36 protein-coding genes are annotated in these 25,730 nt (G+C 63.7%); 17 read left to right on the forward strand and 19 right to left on the reverse strand.

Going from position 1 to position 25,730, the window contains the following annotated elements:
- Nucleotides 1-7 precede the first annotated feature (7 nt).
- From ACT3TP_RS16650 to ACT3TP_RS16670, 5 genes are all read right to left on the reverse strand, one after another.
- Nucleotides 8-1,096: an IS110 family transposase gene (locus tag ACT3TP_RS16650; RefSeq protein ID WP_444621081.1), complete on the reverse strand. Its 1,089-nt coding sequence runs from the start codon at nucleotides 1,094-1,096 to the stop codon at nucleotides 8-10.
- 721 nt (nucleotides 1,097-1,817) lie between these two features.
- Nucleotides 1,818-2,642: an alpha/beta fold hydrolase gene (locus tag ACT3TP_RS16655; protein WP_444621083.1), complete on the reverse strand. Its 825-nt coding sequence runs from the start codon at nucleotides 2,640-2,642 to the stop codon at nucleotides 1,818-1,820.
- 43 nt (nucleotides 2,643-2,685) lie between these two features.
- The gene (locus ACT3TP_RS16660; RefSeq protein ID WP_444621084.1) at nucleotides 2,686-3,435 is read right to left on the reverse strand and encodes a class I SAM-dependent methyltransferase; all 750 of its coding nucleotides are present in this window, start codon (nucleotides 3,433-3,435) and stop codon (nucleotides 2,686-2,688) included.
- Nucleotides 3,432-4,160: a VOC family protein gene (locus tag ACT3TP_RS16665; RefSeq protein ID WP_444621085.1), complete on the reverse strand. Its 729-nt coding sequence runs from the start codon at nucleotides 4,158-4,160 to the stop codon at nucleotides 3,432-3,434. The genes ACT3TP_RS16660 and ACT3TP_RS16665 overlap by 4 nt, the downstream gene beginning before the upstream one ends.
- 9 nt (nucleotides 4,161-4,169) lie before the next feature.
- Nucleotides 4,170-4,640, reverse strand: coding sequence for a methyltransferase family protein (locus ACT3TP_RS16670; RefSeq protein WP_444621086.1), 471 nt, complete (start codon nucleotides 4,638-4,640; stop codon nucleotides 4,170-4,172).
- Between the two features lie 148 nt (nucleotides 4,641-4,788).
- On the opposite strand from ACT3TP_RS16670, the gene ACT3TP_RS16675 reads away from it, so the two are divergent.
- From ACT3TP_RS16675 to ACT3TP_RS16690, 4 genes are all read left to right on the forward strand, one after another.
- Nucleotides 4,789-5,253: a phage tail protein gene (locus tag ACT3TP_RS16675; RefSeq protein ID WP_444621087.1), complete on the forward strand. Its 465-nt coding sequence runs from the start codon at nucleotides 4,789-4,791 to the stop codon at nucleotides 5,251-5,253.
- Nucleotides 5,254-5,367: 114 nt separating this feature from the next.
- Nucleotides 5,368-6,111 carry a hypothetical protein gene (locus tag ACT3TP_RS16680; protein ID WP_444621088.1) on the forward strand — a complete coding sequence of 248 codons (744 nt, stop codon included), beginning with the start codon at nucleotides 5,368-5,370 and terminating at the stop codon, nucleotides 6,109-6,111.
- Nucleotides 6,112-6,128: 17 nt separating this feature from the next.
- Nucleotides 6,129-6,326 carry a hypothetical protein gene (locus ACT3TP_RS16685; RefSeq protein WP_444621089.1) on the forward strand — a complete coding sequence of 66 codons (198 nt, stop codon included), beginning with the start codon at nucleotides 6,129-6,131 and terminating at the stop codon, nucleotides 6,324-6,326.
- 3 nt (nucleotides 6,327-6,329) lie between these two features.
- Complete coding sequence (locus ACT3TP_RS16690) at nucleotides 6,330-6,644, forward strand: hypothetical protein (protein WP_444621090.1); 315 nt, start codon at nucleotides 6,330-6,332, stop codon at nucleotides 6,642-6,644.
- On the opposite strand, the gene ACT3TP_RS16695 is transcribed toward ACT3TP_RS16690, so the two are convergent.
- On the reverse strand, nucleotides 6,592-7,176 hold the full coding sequence (locus tag ACT3TP_RS16695) for a DapH/DapD/GlmU-related protein (protein WP_444621091.1): 585 nt from the start codon (nucleotides 7,174-7,176) through the stop codon (nucleotides 6,592-6,594). The two genes, ACT3TP_RS16690 and ACT3TP_RS16695, sit on opposite strands and share 53 nt — an antisense overlap.
- A 94-nt stretch (nucleotides 7,177-7,270) precedes the next feature.
- Between ACT3TP_RS16695 and ACT3TP_RS16700 the strand changes: the two genes are divergently transcribed.
- The 4 genes from ACT3TP_RS16700 to ACT3TP_RS16715 all read left to right on the forward strand — a co-directional run bounded on the left by ACT3TP_RS16700 (nucleotide 7,271) and on the right by ACT3TP_RS16715 (nucleotide 10,107).
- Nucleotides 7,271-7,864 carry a GNAT family N-acetyltransferase gene (locus ACT3TP_RS16700; protein ID WP_444621092.1) on the forward strand — a complete coding sequence of 198 codons (594 nt, stop codon included), beginning with the start codon at nucleotides 7,271-7,273 and terminating at the stop codon, nucleotides 7,862-7,864.
- 163 nt (nucleotides 7,865-8,027) lie between these two features.
- On the forward strand, nucleotides 8,028-8,324 hold the full coding sequence (locus ACT3TP_RS16705; protein WP_444621093.1) for a Fe-S cluster assembly protein HesB: 297 nt from the start codon (nucleotides 8,028-8,030) through the stop codon (nucleotides 8,322-8,324).
- Nucleotides 8,325-8,467: 143 nt separating this feature from the next.
- On the forward strand, nucleotides 8,468-9,580 hold the full coding sequence (locus tag ACT3TP_RS16710; RefSeq protein WP_444621094.1) for a DNA alkylation repair protein: 1,113 nt from the start codon (nucleotides 8,468-8,470) through the stop codon (nucleotides 9,578-9,580).
- A 32-nt stretch (nucleotides 9,581-9,612) separates the two neighbouring features.
- Nucleotides 9,613-10,107, forward strand: a complete 495-nt coding sequence (locus ACT3TP_RS16715; protein ID WP_444621095.1) for a mycothiol transferase — start codon at nucleotides 9,613-9,615, stop codon at nucleotides 10,105-10,107.
- Nucleotides 10,108-10,148: 41 nt separating this feature from the next.
- On the opposite strand, the gene ACT3TP_RS16720 is transcribed toward ACT3TP_RS16715, so the two are convergent.
- Nucleotides 10,149-10,916, reverse strand: coding sequence for an isocitrate lyase/PEP mutase family protein (locus tag ACT3TP_RS16720; protein ID WP_444621096.1), 768 nt, complete (start codon nucleotides 10,914-10,916; stop codon nucleotides 10,149-10,151).
- A 171-nt stretch (nucleotides 10,917-11,087) separates the two neighbouring features.
- Here ACT3TP_RS16720 and ACT3TP_RS16725 point away from each other — a divergent pair, with 171 nt between their 5' ends.
- Both ACT3TP_RS16725 and ACT3TP_RS16730 read left to right on the forward strand, forming a co-directional pair.
- A complete protein-coding gene (locus ACT3TP_RS16725; protein ID WP_444621117.1) occupies nucleotides 11,088-11,657 on the forward strand; it encodes a CDP-alcohol phosphatidyltransferase family protein in 570 nt (189 codons plus the stop codon).
- Nucleotides 11,658-11,734: 77 nt separating this feature from the next.
- On the forward strand, nucleotides 11,735-12,418 hold the full coding sequence (locus ACT3TP_RS16730) for a hypothetical protein (RefSeq protein WP_444621097.1): 684 nt from the start codon (nucleotides 11,735-11,737) through the stop codon (nucleotides 12,416-12,418).
- Between the two features lie 68 nt (nucleotides 12,419-12,486).
- On the opposite strand, the gene ACT3TP_RS16735 is transcribed toward ACT3TP_RS16730, so the two are convergent.
- The 5 genes from ACT3TP_RS16735 to ACT3TP_RS16755 form a co-directional block, all read right to left on the reverse strand.
- Nucleotides 12,487-12,894, reverse strand: a complete 408-nt coding sequence (locus ACT3TP_RS16735; RefSeq protein ID WP_444621098.1) for a hypothetical protein — start codon at nucleotides 12,892-12,894, stop codon at nucleotides 12,487-12,489.
- 115 nt (nucleotides 12,895-13,009) lie between these two features.
- Complete coding sequence (locus ACT3TP_RS16740) at nucleotides 13,010-13,690, reverse strand: cation transporter (protein WP_444621100.1); 681 nt, start codon at nucleotides 13,688-13,690, stop codon at nucleotides 13,010-13,012.
- Nucleotides 13,690-14,049 (reverse strand): Cd(II)/Pb(II)-sensing metalloregulatory transcriptional regulator CmtR, encoded by a 360-nt coding sequence (gene cmtR / locus ACT3TP_RS16745; RefSeq protein WP_444621101.1) that lies wholly within the window; start codon nucleotides 14,047-14,049, stop codon nucleotides 13,690-13,692. The genes ACT3TP_RS16740 and cmtR overlap by 1 nt, the downstream gene beginning before the upstream one ends.
- An 84-nt stretch (nucleotides 14,050-14,133) precedes the next feature.
- The gene (locus ACT3TP_RS16750; protein WP_444621102.1) at nucleotides 14,134-14,682 is read right to left on the reverse strand and encodes a GNAT family N-acetyltransferase; all 549 of its coding nucleotides are present in this window, start codon (nucleotides 14,680-14,682) and stop codon (nucleotides 14,134-14,136) included.
- A 109-nt stretch (nucleotides 14,683-14,791) separates the two neighbouring features.
- Nucleotides 14,792-15,700, reverse strand: coding sequence for a LysR family transcriptional regulator (locus tag ACT3TP_RS16755; protein ID WP_444621103.1), 909 nt, complete (start codon nucleotides 15,698-15,700; stop codon nucleotides 14,792-14,794).
- Between the two features lie 48 nt (nucleotides 15,701-15,748).
- Between ACT3TP_RS16755 and ACT3TP_RS16760 the strand changes: the two genes are divergently transcribed.
- From ACT3TP_RS16760 to ACT3TP_RS16780, 5 genes are all read left to right on the forward strand, one after another.
- Nucleotides 15,749-16,669: an EamA family transporter gene (locus tag ACT3TP_RS16760; RefSeq protein WP_444621104.1), complete on the forward strand. Its 921-nt coding sequence runs from the start codon at nucleotides 15,749-15,751 to the stop codon at nucleotides 16,667-16,669.
- The gene (locus ACT3TP_RS16765; RefSeq protein ID WP_444621106.1) at nucleotides 16,666-17,313 is read left to right on the forward strand and encodes an NAD(P)-dependent oxidoreductase; all 648 of its coding nucleotides are present in this window, start codon (nucleotides 16,666-16,668) and stop codon (nucleotides 17,311-17,313) included. Before ACT3TP_RS16760 ends, ACT3TP_RS16765 begins: the two co-directional genes overlap by 4 nt.
- Before the next feature lie 240 nt (nucleotides 17,314-17,553).
- The gene (locus ACT3TP_RS16770; protein WP_444621107.1) at nucleotides 17,554-18,732 is read left to right on the forward strand and encodes a Cmx/CmrA family chloramphenicol efflux MFS transporter; all 1,179 of its coding nucleotides are present in this window, start codon (nucleotides 17,554-17,556) and stop codon (nucleotides 18,730-18,732) included.
- A gap of 325 nt (nucleotides 18,733-19,057) precedes the next feature.
- Nucleotides 19,058-19,663 carry a TetR/AcrR family transcriptional regulator gene (locus tag ACT3TP_RS16775; protein ID WP_255248534.1) on the forward strand — a complete coding sequence of 202 codons (606 nt, stop codon included), beginning with the start codon at nucleotides 19,058-19,060 and terminating at the stop codon, nucleotides 19,661-19,663.
- Nucleotides 19,660-20,250 (forward strand): GNAT family N-acetyltransferase, encoded by a 591-nt coding sequence (locus ACT3TP_RS16780; protein ID WP_096288878.1) that lies wholly within the window; start codon nucleotides 19,660-19,662, stop codon nucleotides 20,248-20,250. The genes ACT3TP_RS16775 and ACT3TP_RS16780 overlap by 4 nt, the downstream gene beginning before the upstream one ends.
- A gap of 340 nt (nucleotides 20,251-20,590) precedes the next feature.
- Here the strand turns inward: ACT3TP_RS16780 and ACT3TP_RS16785 are convergent, their stop codons facing one another.
- Together ACT3TP_RS16785 and ACT3TP_RS16790 are read right to left on the reverse strand one after the other, a co-directional pair.
- Nucleotides 20,591-20,992, reverse strand: a complete 402-nt coding sequence (locus ACT3TP_RS16785) for an SMI1/KNR4 family protein (RefSeq protein WP_444621108.1) — start codon at nucleotides 20,990-20,992, stop codon at nucleotides 20,591-20,593.
- A 3-nt stretch (nucleotides 20,993-20,995) separates the two neighbouring features.
- A complete protein-coding gene (locus tag ACT3TP_RS16790) occupies nucleotides 20,996-21,316 on the reverse strand; it encodes a DUF7716 domain-containing protein (RefSeq protein ID WP_444621109.1) in 321 nt (106 codons plus the stop codon).
- Nucleotides 21,317-21,583: 267 nt separating this feature from the next.
- Here ACT3TP_RS16790 and ACT3TP_RS16795 point away from each other — a divergent pair, with 267 nt between their 5' ends.
- Both ACT3TP_RS16795 and ACT3TP_RS16800 read left to right on the forward strand, forming a co-directional pair.
- Nucleotides 21,584-21,718: a hypothetical protein gene (locus tag ACT3TP_RS16795; RefSeq protein ID WP_444621110.1), complete on the forward strand. Its 135-nt coding sequence runs from the start codon at nucleotides 21,584-21,586 to the stop codon at nucleotides 21,716-21,718.
- Between the two features lie 154 nt (nucleotides 21,719-21,872).
- A complete protein-coding gene (locus ACT3TP_RS16800; protein WP_444621111.1) occupies nucleotides 21,873-22,169 on the forward strand; it encodes a hypothetical protein in 297 nt (98 codons plus the stop codon).
- Between the two features lie 207 nt (nucleotides 22,170-22,376).
- Here ACT3TP_RS16800 and ACT3TP_RS16805 read toward each other — a convergent pair whose 3' ends face one another.
- The 5 genes from ACT3TP_RS16805 to ACT3TP_RS16825 all read right to left on the reverse strand — a co-directional run.
- Nucleotides 22,377-23,258: an AraC family transcriptional regulator gene (locus ACT3TP_RS16805; RefSeq protein WP_444621112.1), complete on the reverse strand. Its 882-nt coding sequence runs from the start codon at nucleotides 23,256-23,258 to the stop codon at nucleotides 22,377-22,379.
- Nucleotides 23,248-23,685: a hypothetical protein gene (locus tag ACT3TP_RS16810; protein WP_444621113.1), complete on the reverse strand. Its 438-nt coding sequence runs from the start codon at nucleotides 23,683-23,685 to the stop codon at nucleotides 23,248-23,250. Before ACT3TP_RS16810 ends, ACT3TP_RS16805 begins: the two co-directional genes overlap by 11 nt.
- A gap of 22 nt (nucleotides 23,686-23,707) precedes the next feature.
- Nucleotides 23,708-24,199, reverse strand: a complete 492-nt coding sequence (locus tag ACT3TP_RS16815) for a GyrI-like domain-containing protein (protein ID WP_444621114.1) — start codon at nucleotides 24,197-24,199, stop codon at nucleotides 23,708-23,710.
- A 120-nt stretch (nucleotides 24,200-24,319) separates the two neighbouring features.
- Nucleotides 24,320-24,847 carry an isochorismatase family protein gene (locus ACT3TP_RS16820; protein ID WP_444621115.1) on the reverse strand — a complete coding sequence of 176 codons (528 nt, stop codon included), beginning with the start codon at nucleotides 24,845-24,847 and terminating at the stop codon, nucleotides 24,320-24,322.
- Nucleotides 24,848-25,126: 279 nt separating this feature from the next.
- Nucleotides 25,127-25,730, reverse strand: a 604-nt coding sequence (locus ACT3TP_RS16825; RefSeq protein WP_444621116.1) for a dihydrofolate reductase family protein, incomplete at its 5' end; no start/stop codon positions are given.

Raw genomic sequence — 25,730 nt, forward strand, 5'->3', positions numbered from 1 at the left:
ATGTCTGTCAAGCCGCTTCCTGCACCTTTTTTGCTTGGGCCGCGACAGTCAGGATTCTGAAAATACGACGGGCAAGATAGCGCTTGACGCAACGTCGAATTTCCCTGTCGGTCTTGCCTTCGGAGCGACGCTTCTCGACGTAGTCGCAGGTCTCCGTATCGTAGGTCATCCTGGTGATCGCAGCCATGTGTAAGGCGCTGTTGAGCCGTCTGTCGCCGCCCCGGTTCAGCCGGTGGCGCACGGTGTTTCCCGACGATGCGGGGATGGGATTCACGCCGGCCAGACAGGCAAAGGCAGCCTCGCTACGGACCCGTCCCTCGTGTGACCACGCCACCAAGCATTTCGCCGCGGTCACCGCACGGAAACCCTTCTCCTCGAGCAAGGGTGCCGCCTCGCTGACCTTGACCAGCTCGTCCAACTTTTGCTCGTTAGACTTCAGCTGCCCATCCAGGTCCAGGATATGTTTTGCGAGGCGGACCGCCTCTGCCCTGGCGATACCCATGGCCAGTTCTTCCTCGCGCTCACGCCACCGGGAGATCTCCTCGATCTGGACCGGGGTGAGCTTCTTGCGGGCATCGATGTCGAGGTCGTTGCTTCGCACCAAGGCGTTCAAGGCATTGACCGAGCGCGTCCGGTCCTTGGACATGGATTCGCGGGCGGTCACCAAGATCCGCAAGCCCTGGCGGATCCCTTCATTCAGGCGGGGACGGCGCAGTTTCTCCACCGGCAACGGCAGCACGGCCATAGCAATCCGGTGGGCGTCCAAGGCGTCTGATTTACCGACGCCGCGGTTCTTCTTGGCGTCCATACGCGGGGCCTCGGTGACAGGGAATCCGTGGGCGGCCACGGTGCCGGCGAGGATCGCTCCGTAGGACGCTGCCCCCTCGATGACCCAGAGAGTGTCGGCGTCGGCGTTGGAGCGGCGAGCGACCCATTTGATGGCCCGATTGATACCGGCCGCGGTGGTCGGGAATGACTGCGTATCCAGTAACGCGCCGTTGGCGGCGTCGAGGATGGCGTAAACATGGTTGCGTGCGTGAGTGTCGACACCCACGACAAATGGGTGGCAATGAGAGACGATAGACAAAGCGGTCACCGTGCTTTTCCTCTTGAGATGGACTTGGTTGGTGGCCGTTATTGGCCGGTACCAGTCCGGGTAGGAATCACGACGGAACAGAACTGTGAGGGGTCACGCCCGTGAGGGCGGACAATCTTCTAATCAAGCTACCGTGGTGGGCCGGACGGGTACCGGCTGCCCACCCCCGCGAACGGACAAGTCGATTCAATGACACCGTGAGGGTCAGTCCCGTAAAGAGTCACATTCGAGGGGCGGAACGGCCAGTACCTATCCTGCCAGCCAGTCCCAGACCAGCTACAAACAAGCCTCACAGTCCCGTAAAACGTTCCTTATGTGAAACATTCGGAGAGAACGAAGAAGTTACCCGAATTTCATATGCTCGTCCAACGTCGGGCCCGTCTTGGTCGCGTTACTGCGATGATTAGAACGACGATTCCCGCTCCAGTTAAAGCCCATCCCAGTATGCCGAGATTGGTGAACGTAACAACAAGCGCTCCGGCAACTAAAAGCGCAATGGCTGAGGCCAGGCTCGTCCGTGCAATTCTGGTCATCATGAATTCAACTCTAAGGGATGAAACCCGTATCCACCTTCCCGCAGAAGGTCCCCCTACTGGGACTGCATAAACCGCCATTTAGAGCTGCAACTTAACCGCCAAATAAAGTTAACAGTCACACCCGGAGGTTTTCATCTGACGCAACGAATCAGAGCTCCCGGATGCAGCGAGGAGACCGGCGAGCGCTAGCCGCTGGTATTAACCGTCGCGGTCCAGCGCGCCAAGGCGTGAGCGAAAATCTCGGGCTGGTCGATATGCGCGTTGTGCCCTGCACGGTCCAGTTCGAGGAAGGACGCGTTGGGGTAGCGGAGCAGCAGCGCCTTGGCGTCTTCGAACCCGACGATGTGGTCTTGCCGCCCGCAGGCGATGAGCACCGGAATCTGCGAAATCCGGTCGCGGTCCACCGGCAGCGTCTCCAGGAAGTAGCGGGTGGACAGGTGCGCCATCGCGCGCAGGTCAGCGGCGAGCACCCCGGGCAGCACATGCCGCTCGAATTGTTCCCAGTTCGCGCGGGTCTGGATCACCGACATCTGCGCATAGTGCCCGGCATTGACCGGGCCGAGCTCTTCGAGCAGCAGTTCGTCTTCGTGCACCACGCTGCGCGCCGGCACCGTTCGTTCCTCGGCCGCCGGCCGGGTCACCGGAGCCAGCAGCACCATGCCGCGCACCTGGGATTCGAAGCGGTCGGCCATCTCCTGGGCCAGCAGGCCGCCGAGCGAATTGCCGATCAGCGCGAACGGGCGTGCCCCCAAGTGGTGTTGCAGCAGCTGCTGGAGCCAGGCGGCGAATTCGGGCAGACCGGCGCGGCCCGCCAAGGCCGGAGTCCCACCGAATCCGGGCAGGTCGATGTAGATGCGCTGCAGGTTGCCGGCAGCTTCCAACTGGTCATCGAGGGCGAAGAGGATTCGGTGGTCCACGCCGTTGCCGTGCACCAGGACCACTGGGAATCCGGTGCCGTGGACCGCGGCGATGCCCTCGGGCAGCGGTTGGGCCGGATGTTGCTCGCTCACGATACTTCCTTGCGTTGGGTGGTTCTCGCCGATGGAGTCGAGACTAATCGTTCGCCCCGTGCCGGGCAATGAAAACGAACTGCCGCCCGGGCCGATCCGGGGCATCCTGCACCGTCTGAACGGTGAACCCGGCGGCTTCCACGGTGCGCGTCAGCTCTTCGCGCGTGCGGTAGCGCAAGGTGGAATGCGAGAGCAGTTCGCTGCCCTCCTGCTCGAAGCGAAAGGTTTCACGGAAGCTGAGCAACTCATCGGCGTAGTCCAGCACTTCGATCCAGGTGGTGACCGGCCCCAGCGGATCGATCGTGGTCGTTTCGCGGGTCAATTCCGGCGTCCAATTCAGCCAGGCGCGAGCTTCGGGCCGCCGTGCCTCGAAAATCAGCCGCCCGCCAGGTTTCAGCAGCTGCGCAATGCGCTCAAGGGTCCGCTGCCACTGCGCGTCGTCGGTGAAGACCATCGCGACGTTTGCGGTCATCACCGCCGCGTCAAAATCTCCTGCCGGCACATCCGCCACCGTCCCATGCACCCATTGCACCAGCGGTGCGTGCAGCTTGGCGCCGGCCACCGCCAGGCTGGCGCCGGCAGGATCGACCCCGGTGACCTGCAGTCCGCGCGCGGCCAGTTGGCAGGCGAAGGTTCCGGTCCCGCAGCCCACGTCCAAGATCTTGCGCGCACCCACCGAGTCGATGATCTGCGCATAGGGTTCCAGGTCGCTGCGATCGGCATCAAGCCGGTCGTAGAGCCCGGCCAGCCGCGCATCGGCGAAGCAAGCGTCGGCTTCGCGCTCCTGGCTCATAGGTCATTTCCCGCCGCTGGCAGGACACAGAATTCGTTGCCCGAGGGGTCCTGATAGACGCGCCACGGCAAGTCGCCCCAATTCGGATGCAGTTCCGTGCCGCCGCGGCGAACGATCTCTTTTGCGATCGCCTCGGCATCATCGGCGGCTTCCAAACGCAGGTCCAGGTGCAGCCTATTCTTTTCTTGCCCCTTGGCCACCGGTTCGGGGCACACTTCCAGCACCGGCCCGCGATGGCTTGGATGACGCAGCGTTCCGGGCCGGCCCAGGGCGGTTTGCTCCCAGCCGGTGAGCCAGGCCCAGAAGCCGGCATCGCGACGCACGTCGGAGGAATCCAGGGGCAGCGCGGCGATAGGTCCGGTATTGCTATAGCTCGCGCGGCCCTCCATGACGCAGAAGGCGTTGTCCTCAGGATCTCCCAGCACCACCCAGGGAACATCCTGCTGCCCGATATCCTTGTGGCTCGCGCCCAAGGCGAGCGCACGGGCGACCACCTGTTCTTGCTCCTGGCCGCCGAGCAGGTCCAGATGCAGCCGGACCGGATCGCGCGGAGCTTCGGGAACACGTTGAAAGCACAGGTCGAGGGTTGGCCCGTCGGGGATGTGCAGGCGTGTTTCGAATCCGCTGGCGTCCTCGTCCAAGAATTCGCAACCCAGCAGCTCTTGCCAGAATCGACCGAGTCGTTGCGGATCTACCGAGTCAAAAACGATGTTTTCCAGGTACATGCGCCCAGCCTACCGTGACAGGAGACGCTGGATCGTGCGCGGCGAAACCCATCGCGGGACTTGACGCTGGTATTGGAAATAACGCTGGCCGAAGGCCTTTTCGAGCGCTGCTTCCTCGGCAGGAATCTGCACCTTGTCCAGCAGCAGCACAAATCCCGCGGCCGGAAGCAACGCGAGCGCGCTGCGCCGCCACAGGGCATGCGCCAGGAGCAGCCCCGCCAGGCTCAAATACATCGGATTGCGAGTCAAGGCATTCGCCGAGTCCGTCACCAGCTCGCTCACCGAGTCCAGCTTCAACGGGTTGATGGTCGTCTGCCGGCGGCGGAAGGCCCTGAGGCTGGAGATATCCAGGGCCAGACAGACCGGCACCAGCAATCCCGCGGAGACCCGTGAGCCGTGCGAGCTGTGGCGATGGCGCGACAGCAACGCCTGCAGCGCGCCGGCGCTCAGCGCTAGAACCGGCGGTGGAATGCGCAGCATCGACATAGCTCCTCTGATTCGCGGCGCGGCCTATTGCTTCGATGCTACGCGCGCACCGAAAACTTCGCGACCCGCACGCCCCATGGCCTAGCATCTGCGAAGGTAGGATCAACACAACCGGTCGGCCCAATATTTTCCAGGAGCATGCATGCCCTATCTAGTCGATTTCAAAGATGTGTCCACCGCGGGCCTGGAAACCTCACCGGTGGCCGATGCCCTCGCCGGATTGCGCGCCAATGAGGCCCGGTACCTGAAGAATAAGTTCGACCACGATTTCACGCTCAGTGCGGCCAGCGAAGTCCCCGAAATTGTCGACTGGGTGCACCGCATCCTCGCCGAGGAACGCGACCTGCATATCGCCTCCCCGGTGCTGCAGGCGAGCCTCTTCGAAGCCGATGGGGCCAAACGTGCCTACCTCTTCTACGAATCCGGCCTCTCGATCAACGTGCTCTACTCCCTGGAACCCGGTGCGAAGCGTGCGGTGGGCTTCAAGCTCTCCGAGGGGATGGACGTGCCGGAGGAACTTGCCCAGCGCTTCAAGTTCGCCCGGCAGAAGTCGAAACTTGCCGGAACCATCCGCGGATCCTACTTCGTGATCAAGGGCGAACACTAGCGGTCCGGCGGACCTCCCTAGCCAGGTTCCGGAAATGGATTTAGGCTAAGAGCCACCGGGCCGGGCTTCGGACCCCGAAGCGGCCCACCTTGCCGCACCGACGAGGATATGAGCATGTCGAGTTCCAGCACCCCGGCCTCTGGTTCCACCGCAGCCGGTTCGCCGCCGCGGGTCCGGCGGCGGATCCTCGCTTGGGATCCCGGCCGCGACACCGTCATTGCCTTGGGAACGCTGTTGGCGTTCTGGGCCTGCTATTGGGCCGGCAGCGGGTTCTTGATTGTCGGCATCTTGCTTTTCGGCACACTCATTCCGGCGCTTACCGTGCTCAGGCAGCGTCGGGAAGGCTGGGCCGGGCTCGGCATCACCCGCAGATTCCTTCTCCGCTCGCTGATCATCGCCGCGCTCCTAGGAGCCGGCTCCGCCTACCAGCTCATCACCACTGCCGCCGCGCAGCAGGTCGAGCTCCTCCCCCACCTGCTAGCCAACCTGTTGGTGTTCTGGGAGCCCTTCTTCGTCTTCGGTTGGCTCTATCTACGCTGGGAACGCGCCTTCGGCTGGCTGCCGGCTATCTTGCTCACCGGCCTCGGTTTTGCCCTGCAGCATGTGGGATCGGTCCCGCTGCCGGTGGCGCTGAGCTTCGGGCTGTTCGCCCTCGCCTTCGCGGTCGTCTTTGCCTGCGTGCGAAACCTCGCGATCCTCTGGCCGCTGTTCTACCCCGTGGCCAGCGGCATCGGCACCCTGCAGTCGGGCTTGGCAATGGGCTGGGACAGCGTCGGTTCCGCCGCCTTCCTGCTTGCCGCGCAGGTAGTCATCCTTTTCTTCGTCGTCCGCGGCCTCCGCACGAAACTGACCTTCTGAATCCCGAGGAACCCACCATGGAGCGATCCTCAGCGTTGGAAAGCGTCAAGAACTATCACCGGTCCTGGACTTCGGGCGATGTAGAACCGGAGGGCAAACGGGCCTATCGGAATTTCACCGCCGGATGCGCTCAGCAGTTGCTCATCGAGCGTATTCGCGAGAAATTAGCCGGCGTGCCGGTCCTGCGCGAGGTATCGATGTTCGGCGGCCACTAATTTATGGTCAATGAGAAGCTGCTGGTCGGCGCGCTCAAGGACGGGGCGTTATTGGTTCATGCTGACCCGGCAATCCATGCCGGGCTCTTGCTGCGCCCCGGAGCCAAGCAAGCGGAAATGGGCACCGGGCGGAGCATGGGGCCGGGCTGGATCCGGGTGGATGCCGCGGGCATCGATGAGGATGCCGCATTGACCTCCTGGCTGCATACCGCGCTGGAGTTCAACCGTGCGGCGACCGGCAACGGCCGCTGTACCCGGCGTTGGGCTACTCTTGCGGAACGGTGCCCACCTGCTTGGCCGGCACCCCCACGACGATAACCCCGGCCGGCACATCCTTGGTCACCACCGCCCCGGCGCCGAGCACCGCTCCATCGCCAATGCGCACCCCGGGAAGCACCGTCACATTCGCGCCGAACCAGACCCCGGCGCCAATCACCACCCGTGCCGGGTGCATATCCGCGCGCCGGCTGGGCACCATGTCATGGTTCAACGTGGTGATCACCGCGTTATGCCCGATCAGCGAACCCGCACCGATCTCGATCCCGCCCTGGTCTTGGAATCTTGCCCCGCTGTTGACGAACACGTTCTCGCCGAAGTGGATATTCTTCCCGAAGTCGGCGGTAAAGGGCGGAAACAGCTGGACGGATTCGGGCACCGTTCTCCCGGTCAGCTCGCTGAGCAGCGCACGGACTTCCGCGGGTGAGTGATAGCTTCCGTTCAATTGCGCCGCGATGCGCAAAGCCTCCTGGCTGGCGGCGTGCATCGTCTGGTGATGCCCGGAGGCTCCGGTGATGCTCTGGCCCGCGTCCAGGGCGGTTAGTAGTTCTTCGAGTCCGGGAATTTTGCTCATGGTTTTACGCTAGCGCACCGCGCACGGACTCCGGCCGCAATTTCCCTGCGTAGCGTTCTATGCTGGGTTGACCCCTCGCCGTCAGGAGCTGCCCGTGCTGATCACCGATCCGAACGCACCGATTCCCGTTCAACTGCGCACCGAGGAGTTCTTGCTGCGTCCGCTCACCGCCGAAGATGCCGCGTTGGACTACGCGGCGGTGATGGAAACCCGTGAGTCCTTGCGGCTCTGGGAGCAGGATGCGTGGCCAGCCGATGACTTCAGCCTGGAGGAGAACCGCGAAGACCTCGTCGAGCATGAGCGCTTGCACAACGAGCATCGCGCCTTTACCTACACGATGCTCGATCCCAGCGAATCCGAGTGCCTGGGCTGCGTGTATGTCTACCCGCCCGGCGCCAAGTTTCTGGACAAATCAGCCGTGAGCGCCGTGGGCCCCGGCACCTGGGCGCAGCTGGAGGCGGTCATCTATTTCTGGGTTCGTGAATCGCGGCTGGAATCCGGGCTCGATGAACGCCTCTTGGGTGCGCTGCGCCAATGGTTCACCGAGCAATGGCAGCTGCGCGGCACCGTGTATGTCATCAGCGAACCCTACGCGCATCAGCTGCAGCTGATCGAGCGCAGCGACCTGGAACTGCGGTTCACGGTGCGCGAGCCCGGGAAATCCGCGCCGTACCTCGCCTTCGGCTAGAGCCCTGCGCCGCACTTGCGGAGGAGGAGGGTACCGGAGATCGCCGGAGATTTGTGAGCGTATTTCGCAGCTGTTAAGCGGGGTTGAGATTCCTTGCTGTTTTTGGAATCGTGGCACGCACATGCCCTGATCTTGGCATGTCCACAACCGGAAGGAGAGCCTCGTGCTCACACTGACCGACCAGGCAGACACGATCGTTACCGCGATCGTCACCAACCAGTCCGAGGCGGCCGATGCTGGGCTGCGCATCCACCAGGCCGATGGCGCCGGAGCACCGAACGAAGCAGCCTTCGCGGTGCAGATCGTTCCGGCACCGGAACCAGCCGACGTGGTAGTTCGCGGCGAAGGCAGCCCGGTTTACCTCGACGAGCTGATCACCGATGAGCTCGACGACAAGGTGCTCGACGCGGCCGTAGACGAAGAAGGCGCCGTCAGCTTCCAGATCTTGCCTCAAAGCTAACCTCGGTTGGCTCCTTAAGCTTCCGGCGAGGGCCGCCCGGCCGGGCGGCCCTCGCAGGCTTTTTGGGCAGCGGCCCAGCGCTTCATCCGGATTCTCCGATCGCAGAATTCGCAGATCCCGCAGATGCGGGAAACAATGGCATTATGCCTTTCGCCGATCAACTCATCGGTGCCGATGTCGCCGAACAGCTCGTCCAAGAGATCCAGGCCGTCGTCCCCGATCACCCCTTGCAGTTCCTGCCGGCCGCCAGTGCGGGCCTGGCCGGGCTGAGCCTGCGCGAACGCGCCGATGCCCTGCGCGATGGACTGCTGGCGGAATTCCCCGAAGACTACGCACAGCTGGCCGCGGTTATCCGGCGGGCCAGCGAGCGTTCCGCGGACTTCACCGGTTGGATGATCTGGCCGGTGACCAGCGCGGTGGCGACCCGTGCGGTACGGGAGAATTCTTCCGCGGCCTTCGACGACGCTATGGCGCTGCTGGCCGCGCTCACCGGGAGATTGACCGCGGAGTTCGCCATTCGGACGCTGCTCACCCATAACCTGGACCGTGCCCTGGAGATCGCCGAAGAGTGGACCCGGTCCCCCGACGAGCACGTGCGCCGGCTGGCCAGCGAGGGCACCCGCCCCTACCTGCCCTGGGCGGTTCGCGTGGCGCAGCTCACCGCAACGCCCGGCCGCACCATCCCCATACTCGATGCGCTGTATCGCGACGAAAGCCAGTATGTGCGCCGTTCTGTGGCGAACCACCTGAACGACCTGAGCCGCGATGCACCGCAGCTGGTCACGCAGACCGCTCGCCGCTGGCTGCAGGCTCCAGAGAAAACCACCCTGCCGCTGGTGAAGCACGCGCTGCGCACCCTGATCAAGCGCGGAGATCCCCAGGCCCTGGCGGTCCTCGGATTTACTCCGGCGACGGTGGAGGTCGACGGTCCGCGGCTCGGCCAGCAACAGGTTCCGTGGGGTGGAAGCGTGGAATTCACCGCGGCCATCCGCAATACCGGCACCGAGCCGAGCGCGCTGGCCATCGATTACCTCGTCCACCATTTGAAGGCCAACGGGTCCACCAGCGCCAAGGTTTTCAAACTTGCCACGCGCACCTTGGCCCCGGGCGAAAGCATGGACATCGGCCGTTCCCATTCGTTCCGGGCGATCACCACCCGCCGCTATTATCCCGGGGCCCATGGGATCGCCCTGCAGATCAATGGGGTTCCCACGCACACCGTGCACTTCGAGCTGCTGGCCGAGCCGCCGGGCTGACATAGCGCGGCGGGCGGGGCACAATGTGGAATATGGATTCCAAAGAAATGCTCATCCAGCTGGCTACGCGCCCGCTGTCGGCTGCCCAGAACCTTCCGCCGCTCAGCGCCGCGCAGCTCAACGCGCATCCTGCGGGACACCCGAATTCCATTGCCTGGCTGCTGTGGCATAGCGCCCGGGAAATCGATGTGCAGCTAGCCGAGCTCAACGGCCGGCGCCAGGTCTGGGAAGACTTCAGCGAGCGTTTCGGGCTCGGCGAGATCGGGATGGGCCTGGGCTACGGGCATAGCCCGGAGCAGGCCAGGAGCATTGTCGTCGAGGACCAGCAGCTGCTGCTCGACTACCTCGAGGCAACGCTCGCCGCGCTGGGCGGGTATGTCCGGACCTTGGGCGAAGCGCAGCTCGATGAGATCGTCGACCGCGCTTGGGAGCCGCCGGTCACCCGCGGGGTGCGGTTGCTCTCCATCCTCGACGATGCAATCCAGCATGTCGGGCAGGCCGCCTACGCGGCCGGAACCCTGGCCTAGTCCGCGCAGCCGCGCCTCGGGCGTTCCGGCTCAGCGACCTGCTAGCGGACCCATTTGGCTAGTTCCGCCGCCGAAAGTTCTGCCAACCACATTTGCCATAGCGGGCCGAAGGTCACGCGGCGAACTCCGAGCGAGCCGAGCTCCGCGAGGTTCCCCGCGCCGTGGGCTTTGACCGGATGGGCGGTGACGTTGACCGGGATCTGCACCGCGTCGACAAAGCGCCGGACCTGTTCGGCGGTGCTCAGCCCCACGGGGTAGACCGCCCGCGCGCCGGCCTGCTCCATGAGCTTCACCCGCGCGATCGCTTCTGCTTCGGGATCCGCGAATACCTCGGTGCCGAACTTCAACGCGTCGGTGCGCCCGTTGATGACGAAGGAAACACCCGCCTCATCGGCGCTCTGGCGCGCGGCGGCAATGTAGTCGGCATGTTCCTGGCGCTCGCGCACGCGCTTTGACTCGGAGTGCACCACATCCTCGATATTCGCACCGGCGGCACCGGCATCGAGAAGCCGCCCGATAAGCTCCGCAGGCTCCAGCCCGTAGCCGGATTCAACATCAACGCTGACGGGAACGCTGACCGAATCCATAATAACCTGGCTGTGGCGCAGATAATCCTTGAAATCCATCTGTTCGCCATCGGCACTGCCCGTGGCATCCGCCACGGGGTGGCTTCCGATGGTGAGACCTTCAAATCCCGCACTGACCGCAACGTTGGCGCTCCAGGTATCCCAAACCGTGGGAAGGACCAGAGTACGGCCAGAATCGTGCAGGTCGGTGAGCTGCTGGGCAAGCTGTGTGACATCAGACATGTGGGTTCTCCTTGGAGTCGCTGAACAAGGCTCAGCGTACCAGTGACCGTATCCGCGCTCTAGGGTGGGCTTCAATCGGTGTTTTAATCCCAACCAGGCTTCCCGAGCTCTTGTAATTTTCTCCACAGTAAGCAATCGTTCAACGTAGGCGAAAAGGAGGACAGGGTGGCGATGCGCTCGGGACGTAAGCATGAGTGGGCAACGATCCCCAACGCCATTACGGTGCTCCGTTTCCTGCTGGTCATCCCCATCTGCGGCTACCTGATCTCCGATACTAGGCCGGTGCTCACCGCCATCTTGCTGCTGGCCTTCGGGCTGAGCGATTGGATCGACGGTTTTATCGCGCGCAAGTTCGGCCAGGTTTCCCGGCTCGGCATTCTGCTCGATCCCATCGCCGATCGCCTCGGAATCGTGGCCATCGCCATCGCCTTTGTGCTGAACGGATCGGTTCCGCTGTGGATCGGGCTGGCCATCTTCATCACCGACCTGACCTTGCTGTGCACCTACTTCTTCTTGCGCCTGTCTTCCCCGCCGGATTCGACCTGGCTTGGAAAGATCAGAACAGGGATCATGATGCTGGGCTTGGCCTGCGTTGCGCTGGGGCGCATCGATCAGCTTTCGGTGCTCTTCACCCCGGGTGTCTACATTCTCGCCGCTGGCGCCCTGCTGCATCTCGTCGTCGGTTTCGGCTATCTGCGGATCATGCGAAACGTCGCCAAGGAACAGCGCAAGGCACGCTGACTCCCACCGTGTAGAGGCAGAATAGTCAGATGGGATCACTTAATCGACGCGCACCAAAGACGAGTCAGCGAAATCCAATGAGCTCCAAGCGTACTTCGTCCGCGTCGCTGACCTGGACTTCGGCTCTGCGCACGATGCTCTACAAGGCGATCTTCGTCGCGGTCTTGGGGACCGTTCTGGTGCTGCTTTCCGCCACCGGGATGCTGACAACCACCAGCAGCATCAATGAAGTCCAGCGAGACGGCGCATGGTCCGGCAGCACCGTCGTCATCTGCGCGATGCTCTGGACCATCCTGGTTGTCGACTTCAAACGCTCGGATTCGGGCTTGCCTGCCAAGGGCCTGCCCCAACTGTTATTGCTCTCCACTCTGGTTGCGATCGCCCTGGTGCTGGTCTTCATGATCAGCTGGCCAATTGCAGTTGACCAGAACATCTACGGCGGGACCGTTGCCGCTTGGTACCTCTTCGACCCGCTGGCTTTTGGGCTGTCGGCACTATGTGCAATCGCCTCGTTCTTCTGGGCCTCGTTCGCTTTCCTCGGGCTGACGGCCAGCAGCACGACGGGCAAGCTCTGCGGCTTGGTGTATCTCTTGGCCGTCGCCGGAATCGGTGTCTGGCTCGCCTCCGGCATGTTCATGTCCCCGCCGGCCGAGGCGAATCTGGCCTTGTGGATCGTGCTCGCGGTGCTAGGCATCGCATTGCAGCCGATCGTGGGATTTTTCACCGGGCGGCAGATTCAACGCCACCTTGAGTCGAAATAGCGGCCGTCGCCGACCGGCAGCAGCCCCGCCCCCGGATGCGGCTGCCCGTGCCATGACCTGTCTTGGGGCTATTCCCGTTTCGGCCGAACTCCGCGCCGGCTAGGGCGCCGCCCGGCGGCGACGGAAATTGCGGCTGCCAGCTGGATCCCGGCTGATAGCGAGGCACCAAGAACCCACCACGTTCCGGTATCCGAGAGCACCGACCACATGACGATCGCCAGGCCCGCCAAGAACCCACCGAGGACGAGACCGGGAACCGGCAACAGCGCTCGGGCCCGGAAGAGCGGGACGAGGATAAGAACCCAGCCGAGCAGCAGTATCGCGATACCAAGCAGATCCCACGGCGAAGGCCCGTGCCCCTGGCTCAACCGGAAAACTGCACCACCGTTGTCGGGTACCGCCACGATGCCGATCCCGGCCAGCGAGAAGATCAACCACAGCACCAGCCCACGAAGCACGGCTCGCTGAATGTTCATCTTCCCAGATTAGCAATCGGGAAGCTCTTGGCTCACGCAACAGCAGCTAGCGACTGCCCGTGGAAGGAAGGCCCACGGCGATCCTGCCCCGCTCCGCCACTGACCCGGCGCCTGGTCAGTGACCACCGCAATCATCGCTGCACCCCGGGGCCTCCCGTTCCCCGGTGAGCACGGCCACCGGAGCGGCACAGCAGGCATCGCCCTTCCACGCTTCGATACCTTCGCGGACGGCAAAGACGGCGATTACGAGTGCGGCGGCCGAGTCCGCCCATGCCCACCCGAGCAGGCTGTTCAGCAGCAGGCCGGCGAGCAGGGCGGCGCTCAGATAAGCGCAGATGAGGGTCTGCTTGGAGTCTGCGACCGCCGAGGCGGACCCGAGCTCGCGGCCCGTGCGGCGCTCGAACCAGCTGAGCAATGGCATGACCGCCAGGCTCAACACCGCGATCGCGATCCCCACCGGGGAGTGCTCCGGCTCGCGCAGCCCGGACAGCGAAAGCACGGCATCTACCGATACGTAGGCAGCCAGGGCGAAAAACGACAGCGCGATGACCCGCAGCGCGGTCTTCTCGCGGCGTTCGGGGTCGGGCGCCGCGAATTGCCAAGCCACCGCCGCGGCAGAGAGGACTTCGACGATCGAGTCCAGTCCGAAGCCGATCAGCGCCGCTGAGGAGGCGGCCGAACCGGCGATCAGCGCGATCACGGCCTCGATCACGTTCCAGGAGATCGTGATTGCCACGACGATCTTGATCCGCCGCCGCAGCACGTCCTTCCGTGTCAGCGTGAGCTCCGCGGCCATCACTGCACGGCTCCCGCGTCGCAGCAGCCGGGAACCGCGCAGGCCGGATCCAGGCACGTCGCGCTCTCGTCCACGGCCAAGGTCACGTCCACCAGCGCGGTGAGCGCCGCGGCGAGGTGCGGGTCGACGATCTCGTAGCGGGTTTGCCGGCCCTCAGGCTCGGCGACCACGATCCCGCAATCGCGCAGGCAGGCCAGGTGATTCGAGACGTTCGAGCGGGTCAATTCCAGTTCCCGTGAGAGCACCGCCGGGTAGCTCGCCCCACCGAGCAGGGTCATCAAGATACGGGAGCGGGTCGGATCGGCCATGGCCCGGCCGAGCCGGTTCATGACATCCAGGCGAGAAGCTATAGTCAGCATACAATGACTATACAGCGAATGCTGACCAATACGTCAGGGGCTCCAGATCAATTGACCGAGCCCCTTGACACCGCCATGCTCCGCTCAACCGGCCCACTCGCTGCGCAATAAGCCATACACCCAGGAGTCGGATACCACGCCATCGACGATGCAGTCCTCGCGCAAGGTGCCTTCCAAGCGGAAGCCCAGCTTTTCGAGTACCCGAGCCGATGCGGCGTTGCGGGTATCGACCTCGGATTGGATGCGATTGAGGTCGAAGGCGCCGAACGCCCAGCGCAGCAGGGCGTGCGCCGCTTCCGTCGCATAGCCGTTGCCCCAGGCGGCCTGGTTGAGGCAATATTCCAGAGAAGCGCTTCGAAATGCCGGATTCCAGCTGTTCAGCGTGCACCAGCCGATGAAAACCTGGTCGGAGCGGCGTTCAATGGCCACGCGGGCACCGCTGCCTTCCTCCGCCATTTTTCTGCACCCCGCCATGAAGCGGGCGATCGACGCCCGGTCATCCCAAGGCGGCGAGTCCCAATAGCGCAGCACCTGGGCATCGCTTTGCAATGCGAAAAGGTCCTCCGCGTCGGCATCCGTGAAGGGACGCAAGCGCAGGCGTTCGGTCTCCATGGTCGGGGTCGGCAGAATCATGAAATCATTCTGGCACAATCTCAAGACTTTCAACCCGGAGCCTGAGGTTGAAGTCGTGGTTCGGCCCGGCTCGATTCGAATGCCTCCGCGAGGCCCGGACCGTGGGGATTCAGGCGCTTGCAGAACCACGCAGGCCGTCCAGAAAGGCCTTGGCCGCCGGCGAGAGATTGAAGCCGCTCCACGCCAGGTACTCGATGCGCGTGGGCCCGTCGCTGATCGGGATGGCGCGGAAGTCGCCGCTGTCGGGGATCACCGCCGGGGAGAGGAGCGCGATGGCGAGGTTGCTGCGCACCAGACCCAGCATGAGGTCGGTGCTCATCGCCTCGAACGCGACCTCACGACGGATCCCGGCCGCCGCGAAGGCAAGATCCGAGGGGGCTCGTCCGGTTGTGCCTACGGGGAAGTCCACAAACGTCTCCTCGGCCAGCTCCGCCAGCCGCAGTTCTCGCCGGCCGGCGAGCTCATGCTGCGCGGATACGACGGCGACGAGCCGTTCACGCGCCAGCACGCTGGCGTCGACCCCGCCGTGCGGTATCGCCCCGGGGAGCCCCAGCACGGCCACATCCATGCTTCCGTCGGCGATGGCGGCGATGAATTCGTCGCTGCCTCCGCCGCGCAGCCTGATCCCCACCGCTGGATGTGCACGGTGGAAGGCTCCAAGCACCGCGGGAATGTCGAGCGCCGTCACCGTCGGAATCACCCCGATGGTCAGCGTGCCGCGAATCTCTCCGGTCGCGGCGGCGGCAGCCGAGGCCGCGCGTTCGGCCGCGTCGAGGCTCAGCCGGGCCGAGACGAGGAACGCTTCGCCGGCGGCAGTGACTTCGACGCGGCGGCTGGTGCGGGCAAATAGGCTGAGACCCAGTTCGCGTTCCAGGGCCTTGATCTGGTGGCTGAGTGCGGACTGCACCACGTGGCAGCGTGCGGCGGCGCGGGTGAAGCTGCGTTCCTCGGCGACCGCGACCGCATAGCGCATCTGCTGAAGTTCCATGCATTCATGATTGCAGTTCATCGATTGCATGACAACAATGTGTTGGACTCATTCATCGGTGCGGCAGAAGATGAATATATGAACACAACGACGATCCCGCTGCCAGTTCCCGGCACCCTGCTGCCCTCGCGCATCGGCTGGACGCTGCTGACGGCGATCGCCCCGGCCGTATGGGGCACGACCTACATCGTCACGACGCACTTGCTGCCCGAGGGGCATCCTTTCTTCGCGGCGCTGATGCGCTCGCTGCCCGCCGGGTTGCTCGCCCTGCTGATCGCCCGGCGGCTGCCGCGCGGGTCCTGGTGGTGGAAGTCCCTGGTTCTCGGCACGCTGAACATGGGCGCGTTCTTTCCGCTCTTGTTCCTCTCCGCCCAGCACCTGCCCGGCGGCATCGCCGCCACCTTGGGTGCGTCGCAGCCGATCGTGGTGGCGCTGCTCGCCGGAGCAATCCTGCACGAAAAGCTCTCCGCATGGCGGGTCACCTGGGGCCTCGGCGGCATGGCCGGGGTCGGCCTCGTGGTGCTCGGTCCCGACGCGGGCCTTGATCCCCTCGGCATCCTCGCGGGCCTAGCCGGGGCCGCCTCGATGGGCACCGGCGTCGTGCTCACGAAGAAATGGGGCAGGCCCGAGGGCGTCTCGGCGATCGGACTCGCCGGCTGGCAGCTCACCGCCGCCGGACTGCTGCTGCTCATCCCGGCCATGCTCTTCGACGGAATCCCGCCGGGCATCGATGGCCCGGCGGTCGCCGGATACCTGTGGCTGAGCCTGATCGGCGCGCTGTTGACCTACGGACTATGGTTCTCCGGCATCCGCCGGCTGCCGGTGACCGCGACCGCACTGCTCGGGCTGCTTTCCCCGCTGGTAGCCGCAACCCTCGGCGCGGCCATCGCCGCCGAGGTCCTCACCCCAGGCCAACTTTTCGGCTTCGCCGTCGCGCTCATCGCCATGGTCGCCGGTCAACTGGGCCCAACGAAGAAGAAAGCACGGTTCCCCGCATGAACATTGCAGTTCTCGGCGCCACCGGCATGGCCGGCAAAGCCATCGCCGCAGAAGCCCTCGACCGCGGACACCACGTCATCGCGCTCTCCCGAGGGCACCACGCCGCACCTCGCCACGACCGGCTGAGCACACTGGCCGTTGATGCAGCCGACACCGCAGCGTTGCACCCGGTGCTCGCCAAGGCCGACGCGGCGGTGCTCGCCATCCGGCTCGGCCCGGGCGAAGAGTCCCGATTGGCGCCGCTCACCCGAGGCGTTTTGGACGCCGCCGAGCAGCACGGCACTCGGGTGCTGATCGTCGGCGGCGCGGCACCGCTGCGCTCCCCGACGGATCCCGGCCGGCTCTTGATCGAAGACCCCGACTACGTGCCCGCTGCGTGGAAGCACGTCGCGCAGGCCAGCCTCGACCAGTTCAAAACCTGCCAGCGGCACCCCTACAGCGGATGGATCTATCTGAGCCCGCCGGCGATTCTCGAGCCCGGCGAGCGCACGGGCAGCTATCGGCGCGGGCGGGGCACACTGCTCACCGATGAGCATGGCATCTCGCGGATCACCGCGGCCGACCTGGCCATCTCCGTGCTCGACGAACTCGAGGGCCCCGGCGGCGGCCAGCATTTCACCGTCGCGCAAGCCGCCTCCTGCTGATCCGCTCTCCCGGGCAGCCCGGCGGTAATTCCGGAATGCGGCGCATCGGCACCATGTATAGTTTCAGGCATGTCGAGTCCCGAGTCAGACAAGTCGGGGACTGCCGGTCACCCCGCCAGTCCCCTGAACCGCTAAGCACCAGCGCCGCACCCTGCGCGCACGCGTGCCTGACTTATCCGGGCCCCTGGCCGTGGTGACAAAAAGGAACCCCTTTTTTGATCTCTCACCTCGGAGTCCTCGATGCCTTTTGCTCTCTACCTGCTTGCCCTGGCCGTTTTTGTCATGGGCACCTCAGAATTCATGCTCGCGGGCCTGCTGCCCGCTATCGCCACCGAACTTGACGTGCCCCTCGGCACTGCCGGGCTGCTGACCTCCGCCTTTGCGCTCGGCATGGTCATCGGCGCGCCGGTGATGGCCGCTTTCGCCCGGCGTTGGCCGCCGCGGCTCACGCTGCTGCTCTGCCTTTTCCTCTTTGCCGCAAGCCACGTGATCGGAGCGATAACGCCCCTGTTCTCGATTCTGCTCATCACCCGCGTGCTCGGCGCCCTCGCCAACGCCGGATTTCTCGCCGTCGCACTGAGCGCGGCCGGCACGCTCGTGCCGGAGAACCAGAAGGGGCGCGCGCTGTCGATCCTGCTCGCTGGAACCACGCTCGCAACCATCACGGGCGTGCCCGCGGGGGCGCTGCTGGGCACGGCGATGGGCTGGCGCACCACATTCTGGGCGATCGCCGTCCTCTGCATTCCCGCAGCCATTGGCATCCTGCGCGGCCTCGGGCCCACTGCCCGGCAGCCCGCGGACGCTTCGGGTGCTCCGAGGCTGCGCCTGGAACTCGGCGAGCTGGCCACGCCGCGCCTGATCCTCGCCCTGGGACTCGGCGCCCTGGTCAACGGCGGCGCCTTCGCCGCGTTCACCTTCCTGGCACCGGTAGTCACCGAGCACGCGCAGCTGGCCGAAGGGTGGATCCCCGTCGCCCTGGTGATCTTCGGCAGCGGGTCGTTCCTCGGCGTCACGCTCGCGGGGCGGCTCGCGGACCGGCATTCGGGGGCCGTGCTCGCCGTCGGCGGACCGCTGCTGCTTGCCGGCTGGATTGCCTTGGCCTTGAGCGCATCCCATCCGGGCGCCCTGATGATCCTGCTGTTCGTACAGGGAGCTCTGTCGTTCGGCGTGGGCAGCACCCTGATCACACAAGTTCTGTACGCGGCTTCGGGGGCGCCGACGATGGGTGGCTCGTACGCCACTGCGGCGCTGAACACCGGAGCCGCCGCCGGGCCCGCGCTCGGTGCATTCGGCCTGGCCACCGGGCTGGGCCTGCTCTCCCCCATCTGGGTGGCCTCCGCGCTGACGGCGATCGCGCTGCTGATCATGCCCTTGGCGGGGCGCGCTCGGGCGAAGCATCCCGCGAACGCCAATTGCTGACGCGCTGCGGTGCGGCGCCTGCCGCAAATGCCCCGGGGCGCACAGCTCTGCAGCTCTTATTCAGCGGCCAATTCGAGGAGCCAGAGCAGCAATCATGCTGATGCTGTGACCGCAAGAAAATCTGCGTCGAGTCGCAACCCTGGCCTTCCGGGGAAGGGACGAGCTGGATATTATCCAGATATGGACTACGGATCGTGCGAATCGCGAATCCCGCTATTGTACCGTGGCGAAAACATCGACGGTCAGCCATTCGATAACAGATGAGCATTGCACGCCAGGTCTGAAATCCATAGAATGAACATCAGTTCATTCTATGGAGGTGTTCGTGCGTGTAGCAGAACAGAATCGGGCCTTGCGCGAGACTACGCGCCAGGCGATCGAGCGCGCCGCCGTCCGCATTTTTGCACGGCATGGATTCGCTGCGTCGAGCATCCGGCACATCGCGGAAGAAGCTGGGCTCAGCATCGGATCCATCTACCGGCATTATGCGAGCAAGGAAGTCCTCTTCGACGACCTGCTCAAGCAAGCCGCGGCCGGCCTAGAAGCGGTCTCCGATACTCTTTCGGGCGACGGCGATCCGCTCGCCTTAGTGCGCGGCTTCACACATGACTTCCTCTCCGACCTCGCGGGCGATCAAGAGGCAGCCGAGTTCTATCTCGTGATCAACCAAGGATTCCTGAGCGACACCCCGGCAGGAACGGCGGCACGGCTCGCGGCCGAACAGGGCTCTCTCTGGGAAGCCTTCGCCGAGCTCATCCGTCGGGGACAAACCTCCGGACAGTTCGCAGATGGCGATCCGGAGCAACTAACCGCCTATTATTTCGCAATGCTGTCGGGTATTGCGAACATGCGCCTGGTCATCCAGGACGCGTTGACCGACTCAGGCGCAGACGTTGTGCTTCGCCTACTAACTGGCGAGGGAAACCCATGATCGAGATCAAACGTGGCGACGAGCTTGGCGAGAACTCCCGCCGGGACATCACCGCGGTGCTAATCCACGGATTTGCCGACGACTTCAAGTACTTCTCGAAAGACCCGCAGGTTCTGGCGGACGCTTTCGAACACATGATCATCCTAGAGCGCTTCTATATTGCACTGGTCGATGGAGAACCTGCGGCGGTTGCGACCCTGACGGAAGGAGATCAGGAGTGCTTCAAGCCCAGCGGACGTGAATTTCGGCGTGCGTTGGGAAACTGGCACGGAGCAATCAGCTACTTTATCGTTCGGAGCCAGTTCCTCGGGGCCTACGCGGACGCACGGCCCGCTCTGGCCGAGATCGGCTTCGTGACCACCGTGCCACAACGTCAAGGCCAGGGCGTCGCAACCGCTCTGATGAAGCATTTGCTGCGGTTGCCTTACCAGGAATTCGTGCTCCGAGACATCAAGAATACGAACACCGCCGCGTTGGCGCTATACCGCAAGCTCGGATTCCGTGAATCGCACTCGCGCCCGGTGAAGTTTGCCAAGCGTGCCGGATTCTCGAACTATCTGTCGATGAGAATCCGGAGCTCAGAATAGCGAGGAGAACAATGGACTTAACGGAACCACTGTTTTGCGACTTTTCAAGGTGCTACTCCATCGCCACTGTGCTCCGTAGTAATTGAATGGCCCGTTGAATCCTGCGTTGAACCCCCTGAGCTCGTCCCGAATTGAGCGTGCTCGCGATTTTTGGGGATACCGCCATTCCCGCACCGTGTAGCTGCTTGCGAAAAGTCAGCCGATCCCAGCAGAAACATTCAATAGCCACGGGCAGGGCAACGCGCCCGAGGGTGGCGCCCGCACCGGATTCAGACGCAGCTCGATGGCTTAACTGGATTGATCAATTTCATCAAGGTGCCCGCCGGTGCTTGTTCCCTCGCTAGCCGTTGCGCTCGGCCAGGCACGTGCCGAGCCGGAGCAATTCATCGAGGGAACCGGCGTTGCGTTCCATGCTCTGCTCATCCATGACGCCCATGTCCACCTCGTAGATGCCACGGTCCTGCAGGTTCAGCAGGATCGCGGTCCCGCCGCCGTCGTCGCCGATCATGAAGTAGCCGGGCAGGTAGGCCTGCACCTCGTAGTCGACGTTGCGTTGCGCTACGCCCTCGGCCCCGAGGATGCTCAGGTTCCCGTCGGTGTACAGACCATTGGAGATCCGAAGCAAATCCACATACTCCTCGGGCAGCGGACCGCCATACTCGCTCCGCTCGGTTTCCAGAACAGCGGGCGAAGCGGGCGGATGCAGGGTGAACTTCTCGCTCAGTGCCTCTCTTGAGAGCATGGTTCACCCTTCCCACACAATGAAAGCGTCGCGGTCTAGATAGTGCTGGAACGCGAGGAGCAGCTCCGCGGTTGTCGCGCCAGGTCGCTGCGCTAGGGCGTTGGCGACGATGCTTTGCACGTCATCGATCGCGAGGACATACTCGTAGTCGAGCGCGATCGCTTCGGCCGGCAGATCCGTGGCGGCATCGGAGACGTCATCCACATCCCAGACCAGCACCGGCGCGGACTCCTCGAAGGACCGCCGGCCTGCCGAAGCATACAGGGCGTGCGTCCACGGCAGATCGCCCGCGGTCCGCAACACATCCCCCAGCAGCATTCTCATGGTTCTCAGCTTCCCTCGTTCAGACAGGCCAGTGGCGTGCGGCAGGATGCATTCGGAACTGCACCGCGTCGTCGCATAGGGCAAGCTCAGAATAGCGCAGATCCTCCGCTATGACTGCGTTGGCCTAAATACATGAATCCAATGGCGGCCGGCCTCGGAGGGGGTGGCCGTGGCCGTCCTCGCAGCGTCCAGTGACCAGGAACTCTCGTCGCTGTGGATCTGCGGCACGCGCTAGATTCTCTCGGCGGCACACGGCACAGTTCTCGCGTGGAACGCCGAGGAGGACACACCGAGCGCGGCCTGGCCCAACTTCACCGGAGCCGTCCGCAGCTGGCTCAGATTGCCCTGCTCCTGTTGCCCGCAGCGGAGGCATGGAAGGCGCTGGACTTGGAAGAGCGCTAGTGAGAGGACCAGGCGAATCAGCGGGAACGGACAGCTTATATTGTGCCATGGCTCGAGCACGCGTTCTGCAATTCAGGATCGGCCCCCCTGATCGATTTCTCCCCCCTGACCGTGCCAGAACGCAGACAAGCTTCGGGCCCGCATCGCCGTTGCCGTGGAGTCGCCGAGAGACGCCGTATTCGAGGTTACCCTCTGCCTGCTGCCGGAGGACCCGAATGCCGCCGAATCAGCCGTGCGCGGGGTCTTCGCCAAAAAGACCGTCGACGTGGTGGAGATCGGTTCGAAAATCAGGACCTCGCACGACTACACCTTGGTGTTCGAGCGGAATAGCAACACCATGGGCGCGCTCCACCCGGGCGTCTGGTCCTGCTTCAATGATTCGCCGGAGACGACACTGCAGGCCGTGCGCCGTGGATTCACTGGTCAAGCGCGACGGCACTACGACTTGTGACTTGCACGGCCTGACCTTTCGAATAGCATGTGCCCAACACCGGGCGAATGATGCCCCATGCTGGCGCGCAATCCGAGTTTCGTGCGCATATTGTCCATGAACCGACTCCGCGCCCTGCAGGTAGACCGGAGCCATTTTTGCTCGAGCCGCTTGGGCGCCGGTCCGCGCGGGGTGCTCGCCCAAACATTAGAGCCCCAGACGAGGGATTCAGCCGGAGGTTTTGAGCGGTAGCATCAATTCGGTTGCCATGCCCACGGGCGTTCCTTCATCTGGTCGCGTGATGTAATGCTCCACCACTGGCTCCTCGGCCATCTTTCGGCCCGAATGCGGAAGCCAGCAGCCGAACAGCCAAGCATAGCTTTCCGGCATATCGGCGTAGGCGCCGACGTGAGTGAATACGGCGTAGGGACCTCCGCGGATGGTGTACCTCGTCGGCGCAGCGGACTCGCGTGAGAGTGGCCGTGGTTCGCTTTGGAACCCTTTCGGGACGGTGACGCAGGCAAGTGATTCAAGTTCGGCTTCCGGAGTCTGCGAAGGATCTGATAGGTAAATCCCGTACATTTCTTCGGCTGCTGGGTCGAACCCATTTGCCAGCAGCCACAACCGTAGGTCGTGGTATGCGCGGTCGATCTGTAAGAACGATCCCCGATGCCTTACCGCCAGACACGGGATCGCCGGAATGTCTGTGTTCAACACCTCGAAACGCTTCGGATCATCCCGCATCCGGGCGGCCCGCAAATCGACGTGGCCGCCTTGCTCTCGATACTGGGCCGGGGTCATTCCGAGGCCGATCCGAAACGCGCGGGTGAACGAAGAGACATTCGGATAGCCACAGACTGCAGCAATCTCGCGGATCGGCCGATTCTCGGCAAGCAATATGACGGCACGCTGCAGCCGCACACGTTTCACCAGTGATGGCAGAGACTCCCCGAAAGCTTCCGAGAAGATGCGATGCCAGTGCCTCGGCGAGAACCCCGCGACCTCCGCGAGCTGAATCAGGTCCAGTGGCTCGCCAAGGTGCTCGTAGATATGACTGAGTACCACCTCGAAGCGTTCTTCGTAGGATATCCATGTCTGCTCACCGGGCATTGCAATCACCTACCTCAACATACTTTGAGGATACCCAACGGTTCTTCCTGTACTTCGACGTGAACGCGTGCTCGATCATGACGTGCAGTTCGTTTTCAGGTAGTGGCCCCTCCGCGGGGAGCAGCACCGCGCGCCGTCCGTCGAACTCGAGGTGGCCGGCCACCTGTCGAAATTCTGCAAGAAGCGAGGTGCCGCAGTGCACGAACATCGCTGGAGATCCGTTGCCGTGGATGCCCAGTCGTACGGCCGTTCCGACACCGTCATGCACCGGACGATACGCAGGCTGCCCCCAGGCCAGATACTCATGCAGCCCACCCGTCTGCGGAATTTTGGCGGCAACCGTGAATGCGATGCGCCGCACCACAATTAGTCGATCCGCAGCTGCGGTAGGCAGATTGGAGAAGGCCGCAGCAACCTCGGCTGGCATGGCAGGAATTATTGTATTCATTTCACCGGGTCTCTCGGCCAGGGTTGGCAGGTGAAGCAGGATCGCCATGCACTCCGAGATTGACGCTTGCCCCGCTCGGCCCGTATCGCTCGTACTCGCAGAGAAAAGTCTTGTACGCGTCGTCGTATGCCCAGGCTTGCTTCCACGCTTCCATCACACGTGTCGGATCTCCCGCGGGTACCGTAAAACTGGCCCGGGTGGAGGCGGGGACCGAGACAAGGCTCATCCCTTCGGGCACCGTGACCGACGGATCAGCATGAACGCCGATCAGAAACGTGAACCAGCCGCTACGGTTTCGCCCGGAGTTTTCGAGATGAGTGTAGACGGCGTAGATGTCGTCATCTATCCGACCGGGCACATTGTTCAGTAGCCGTTCGCCGTAGACGCGGTTCCATAAGTCGGGAATGATCCGAGCTGAGCCTGCTTCGTCGGTACGCACTGCACAACCGAGCACGGTGAACGCTTCGTTGCGAAGGATTATTGGTGTTGACATGCCTACAATGTACGCGGATTGCGATGTGCAATACGTGCCACTTCCGTATCGATCCGTCTCGGAGGATCAGACCAACCCGGCGAGGGCCCAATGCACGGTGGAAGCTCGCGGCTATGAGCGCTAGAACCGCATCCGATTATCAGCGGCAACGCCGAAGGCGCGGCCCAGATAGCTGAGCCCGGAGAAGTACTTGTTCGTGTGAGCGATTATCTGACCCGCCATCACCTCGATCTCACCCCACGACGAGTCAACCGTCGTATGGGCATCCTCGACCAGACCTACGTCATAGCCTTCGGCCGCCGCTCGTTGCTTGGTCGTCCGAACGCAGAAATCGGATGGTGCACCTGCGACGACAAGACGCGTCGCCCCGAGATCCTCAAGCACCTCGCGGAGCACCGTCTGGGCAAATGCGTCACGATAATTCTTGCGCACAAACGGCTCCGCGGGCCCACATTTCAGTGGTGAAACGAGCTCCCACTCCGGGATTCCCGCACCGGCTGAATCGTGGAGCACCCACACTACAGGCGTACCTTCGGCGCGCGCACGTTGCACGAATACAGCCATGCGTTCCAGTACCAGTTGGACTTCATGGCAACCGCGCAGCACGCCGATCTGCACGTCGATGACATCTAGGGCAGTGGAGTTCACTCGACCTTCAATAGTGTCGTCCCGGCCAATCTGGCCCGCGGAAGCAGTCGTTTAATCGCGGTGGGTAGTTCAATTGCAGTTTCATCCAAGATCCCTCAGAGGTCCCGAAATGTGCGCCAGCCGATGACTTGGACATCTACCGCTGCTCCGCCGCAGGTTCGTTCGGACGCTGCGCTCGCCGTCTGCGCTGATCACAGCGCAGCATATAACGCTACATGTTGAAGTACGGATTCATCGCGTTCCGGGACTTGGCTACCGCTCAATGACGCGGTGCCTGCATCATGTGCGGCTCGTCCTGTTCCACAACTGATGAGTCAGTCCGCTGGAGGTGCCAATGGATTCGACACTGAAGCGGTCTTCCAAGCCGGCCAGGTGATCCCAGATCCGGACTCCGGAACCGAGCACGATCGGAACGATCACCACATGCAGGAAGTCGATGAGATCAGCCTGCAAGAACTGGCTCACGGTCGATGGTCCACCGCCAATCCGGACATCCAACCCGCCGGCCGCTTCCTGCGCCAGGCCAAGCGCTTGCTTCGGCGACGCATCGACGAAGTGGAAGCTGGTGCCGTTGGCGAATTCGAGTTTCTGGCGTGGATAGTGGGTCAGGATGTACACCGGGGTGAGGAAGGGCGGTTCGTCTCCCCACCACCCTTCCCAGCCGTCATCGGGCCATTCGCCCGTCTGCGGACCGAATTTACGGCGGCCCATGATCTCCGCCCCGATCCCCTGGCCCCACATGCTGAACATGGCCCGATCCACGGTCACCGGGTCATCGATGCCATGGATGCCGTGGATGACGCGTCCGTCGAATTTGCCGAAAAGCGCGCGGGCGTCACCGATCGGCTTCTCGAGCGTCACGTACTCACCTGCGGCATAGCCA

Source organism: Glutamicibacter sp. AOP38-B1-38 (genome assembly GCF_052377485.1).
GTDB lineage: Bacteria > Actinomycetota > Actinomycetes > Actinomycetales > Micrococcaceae > Glutamicibacter.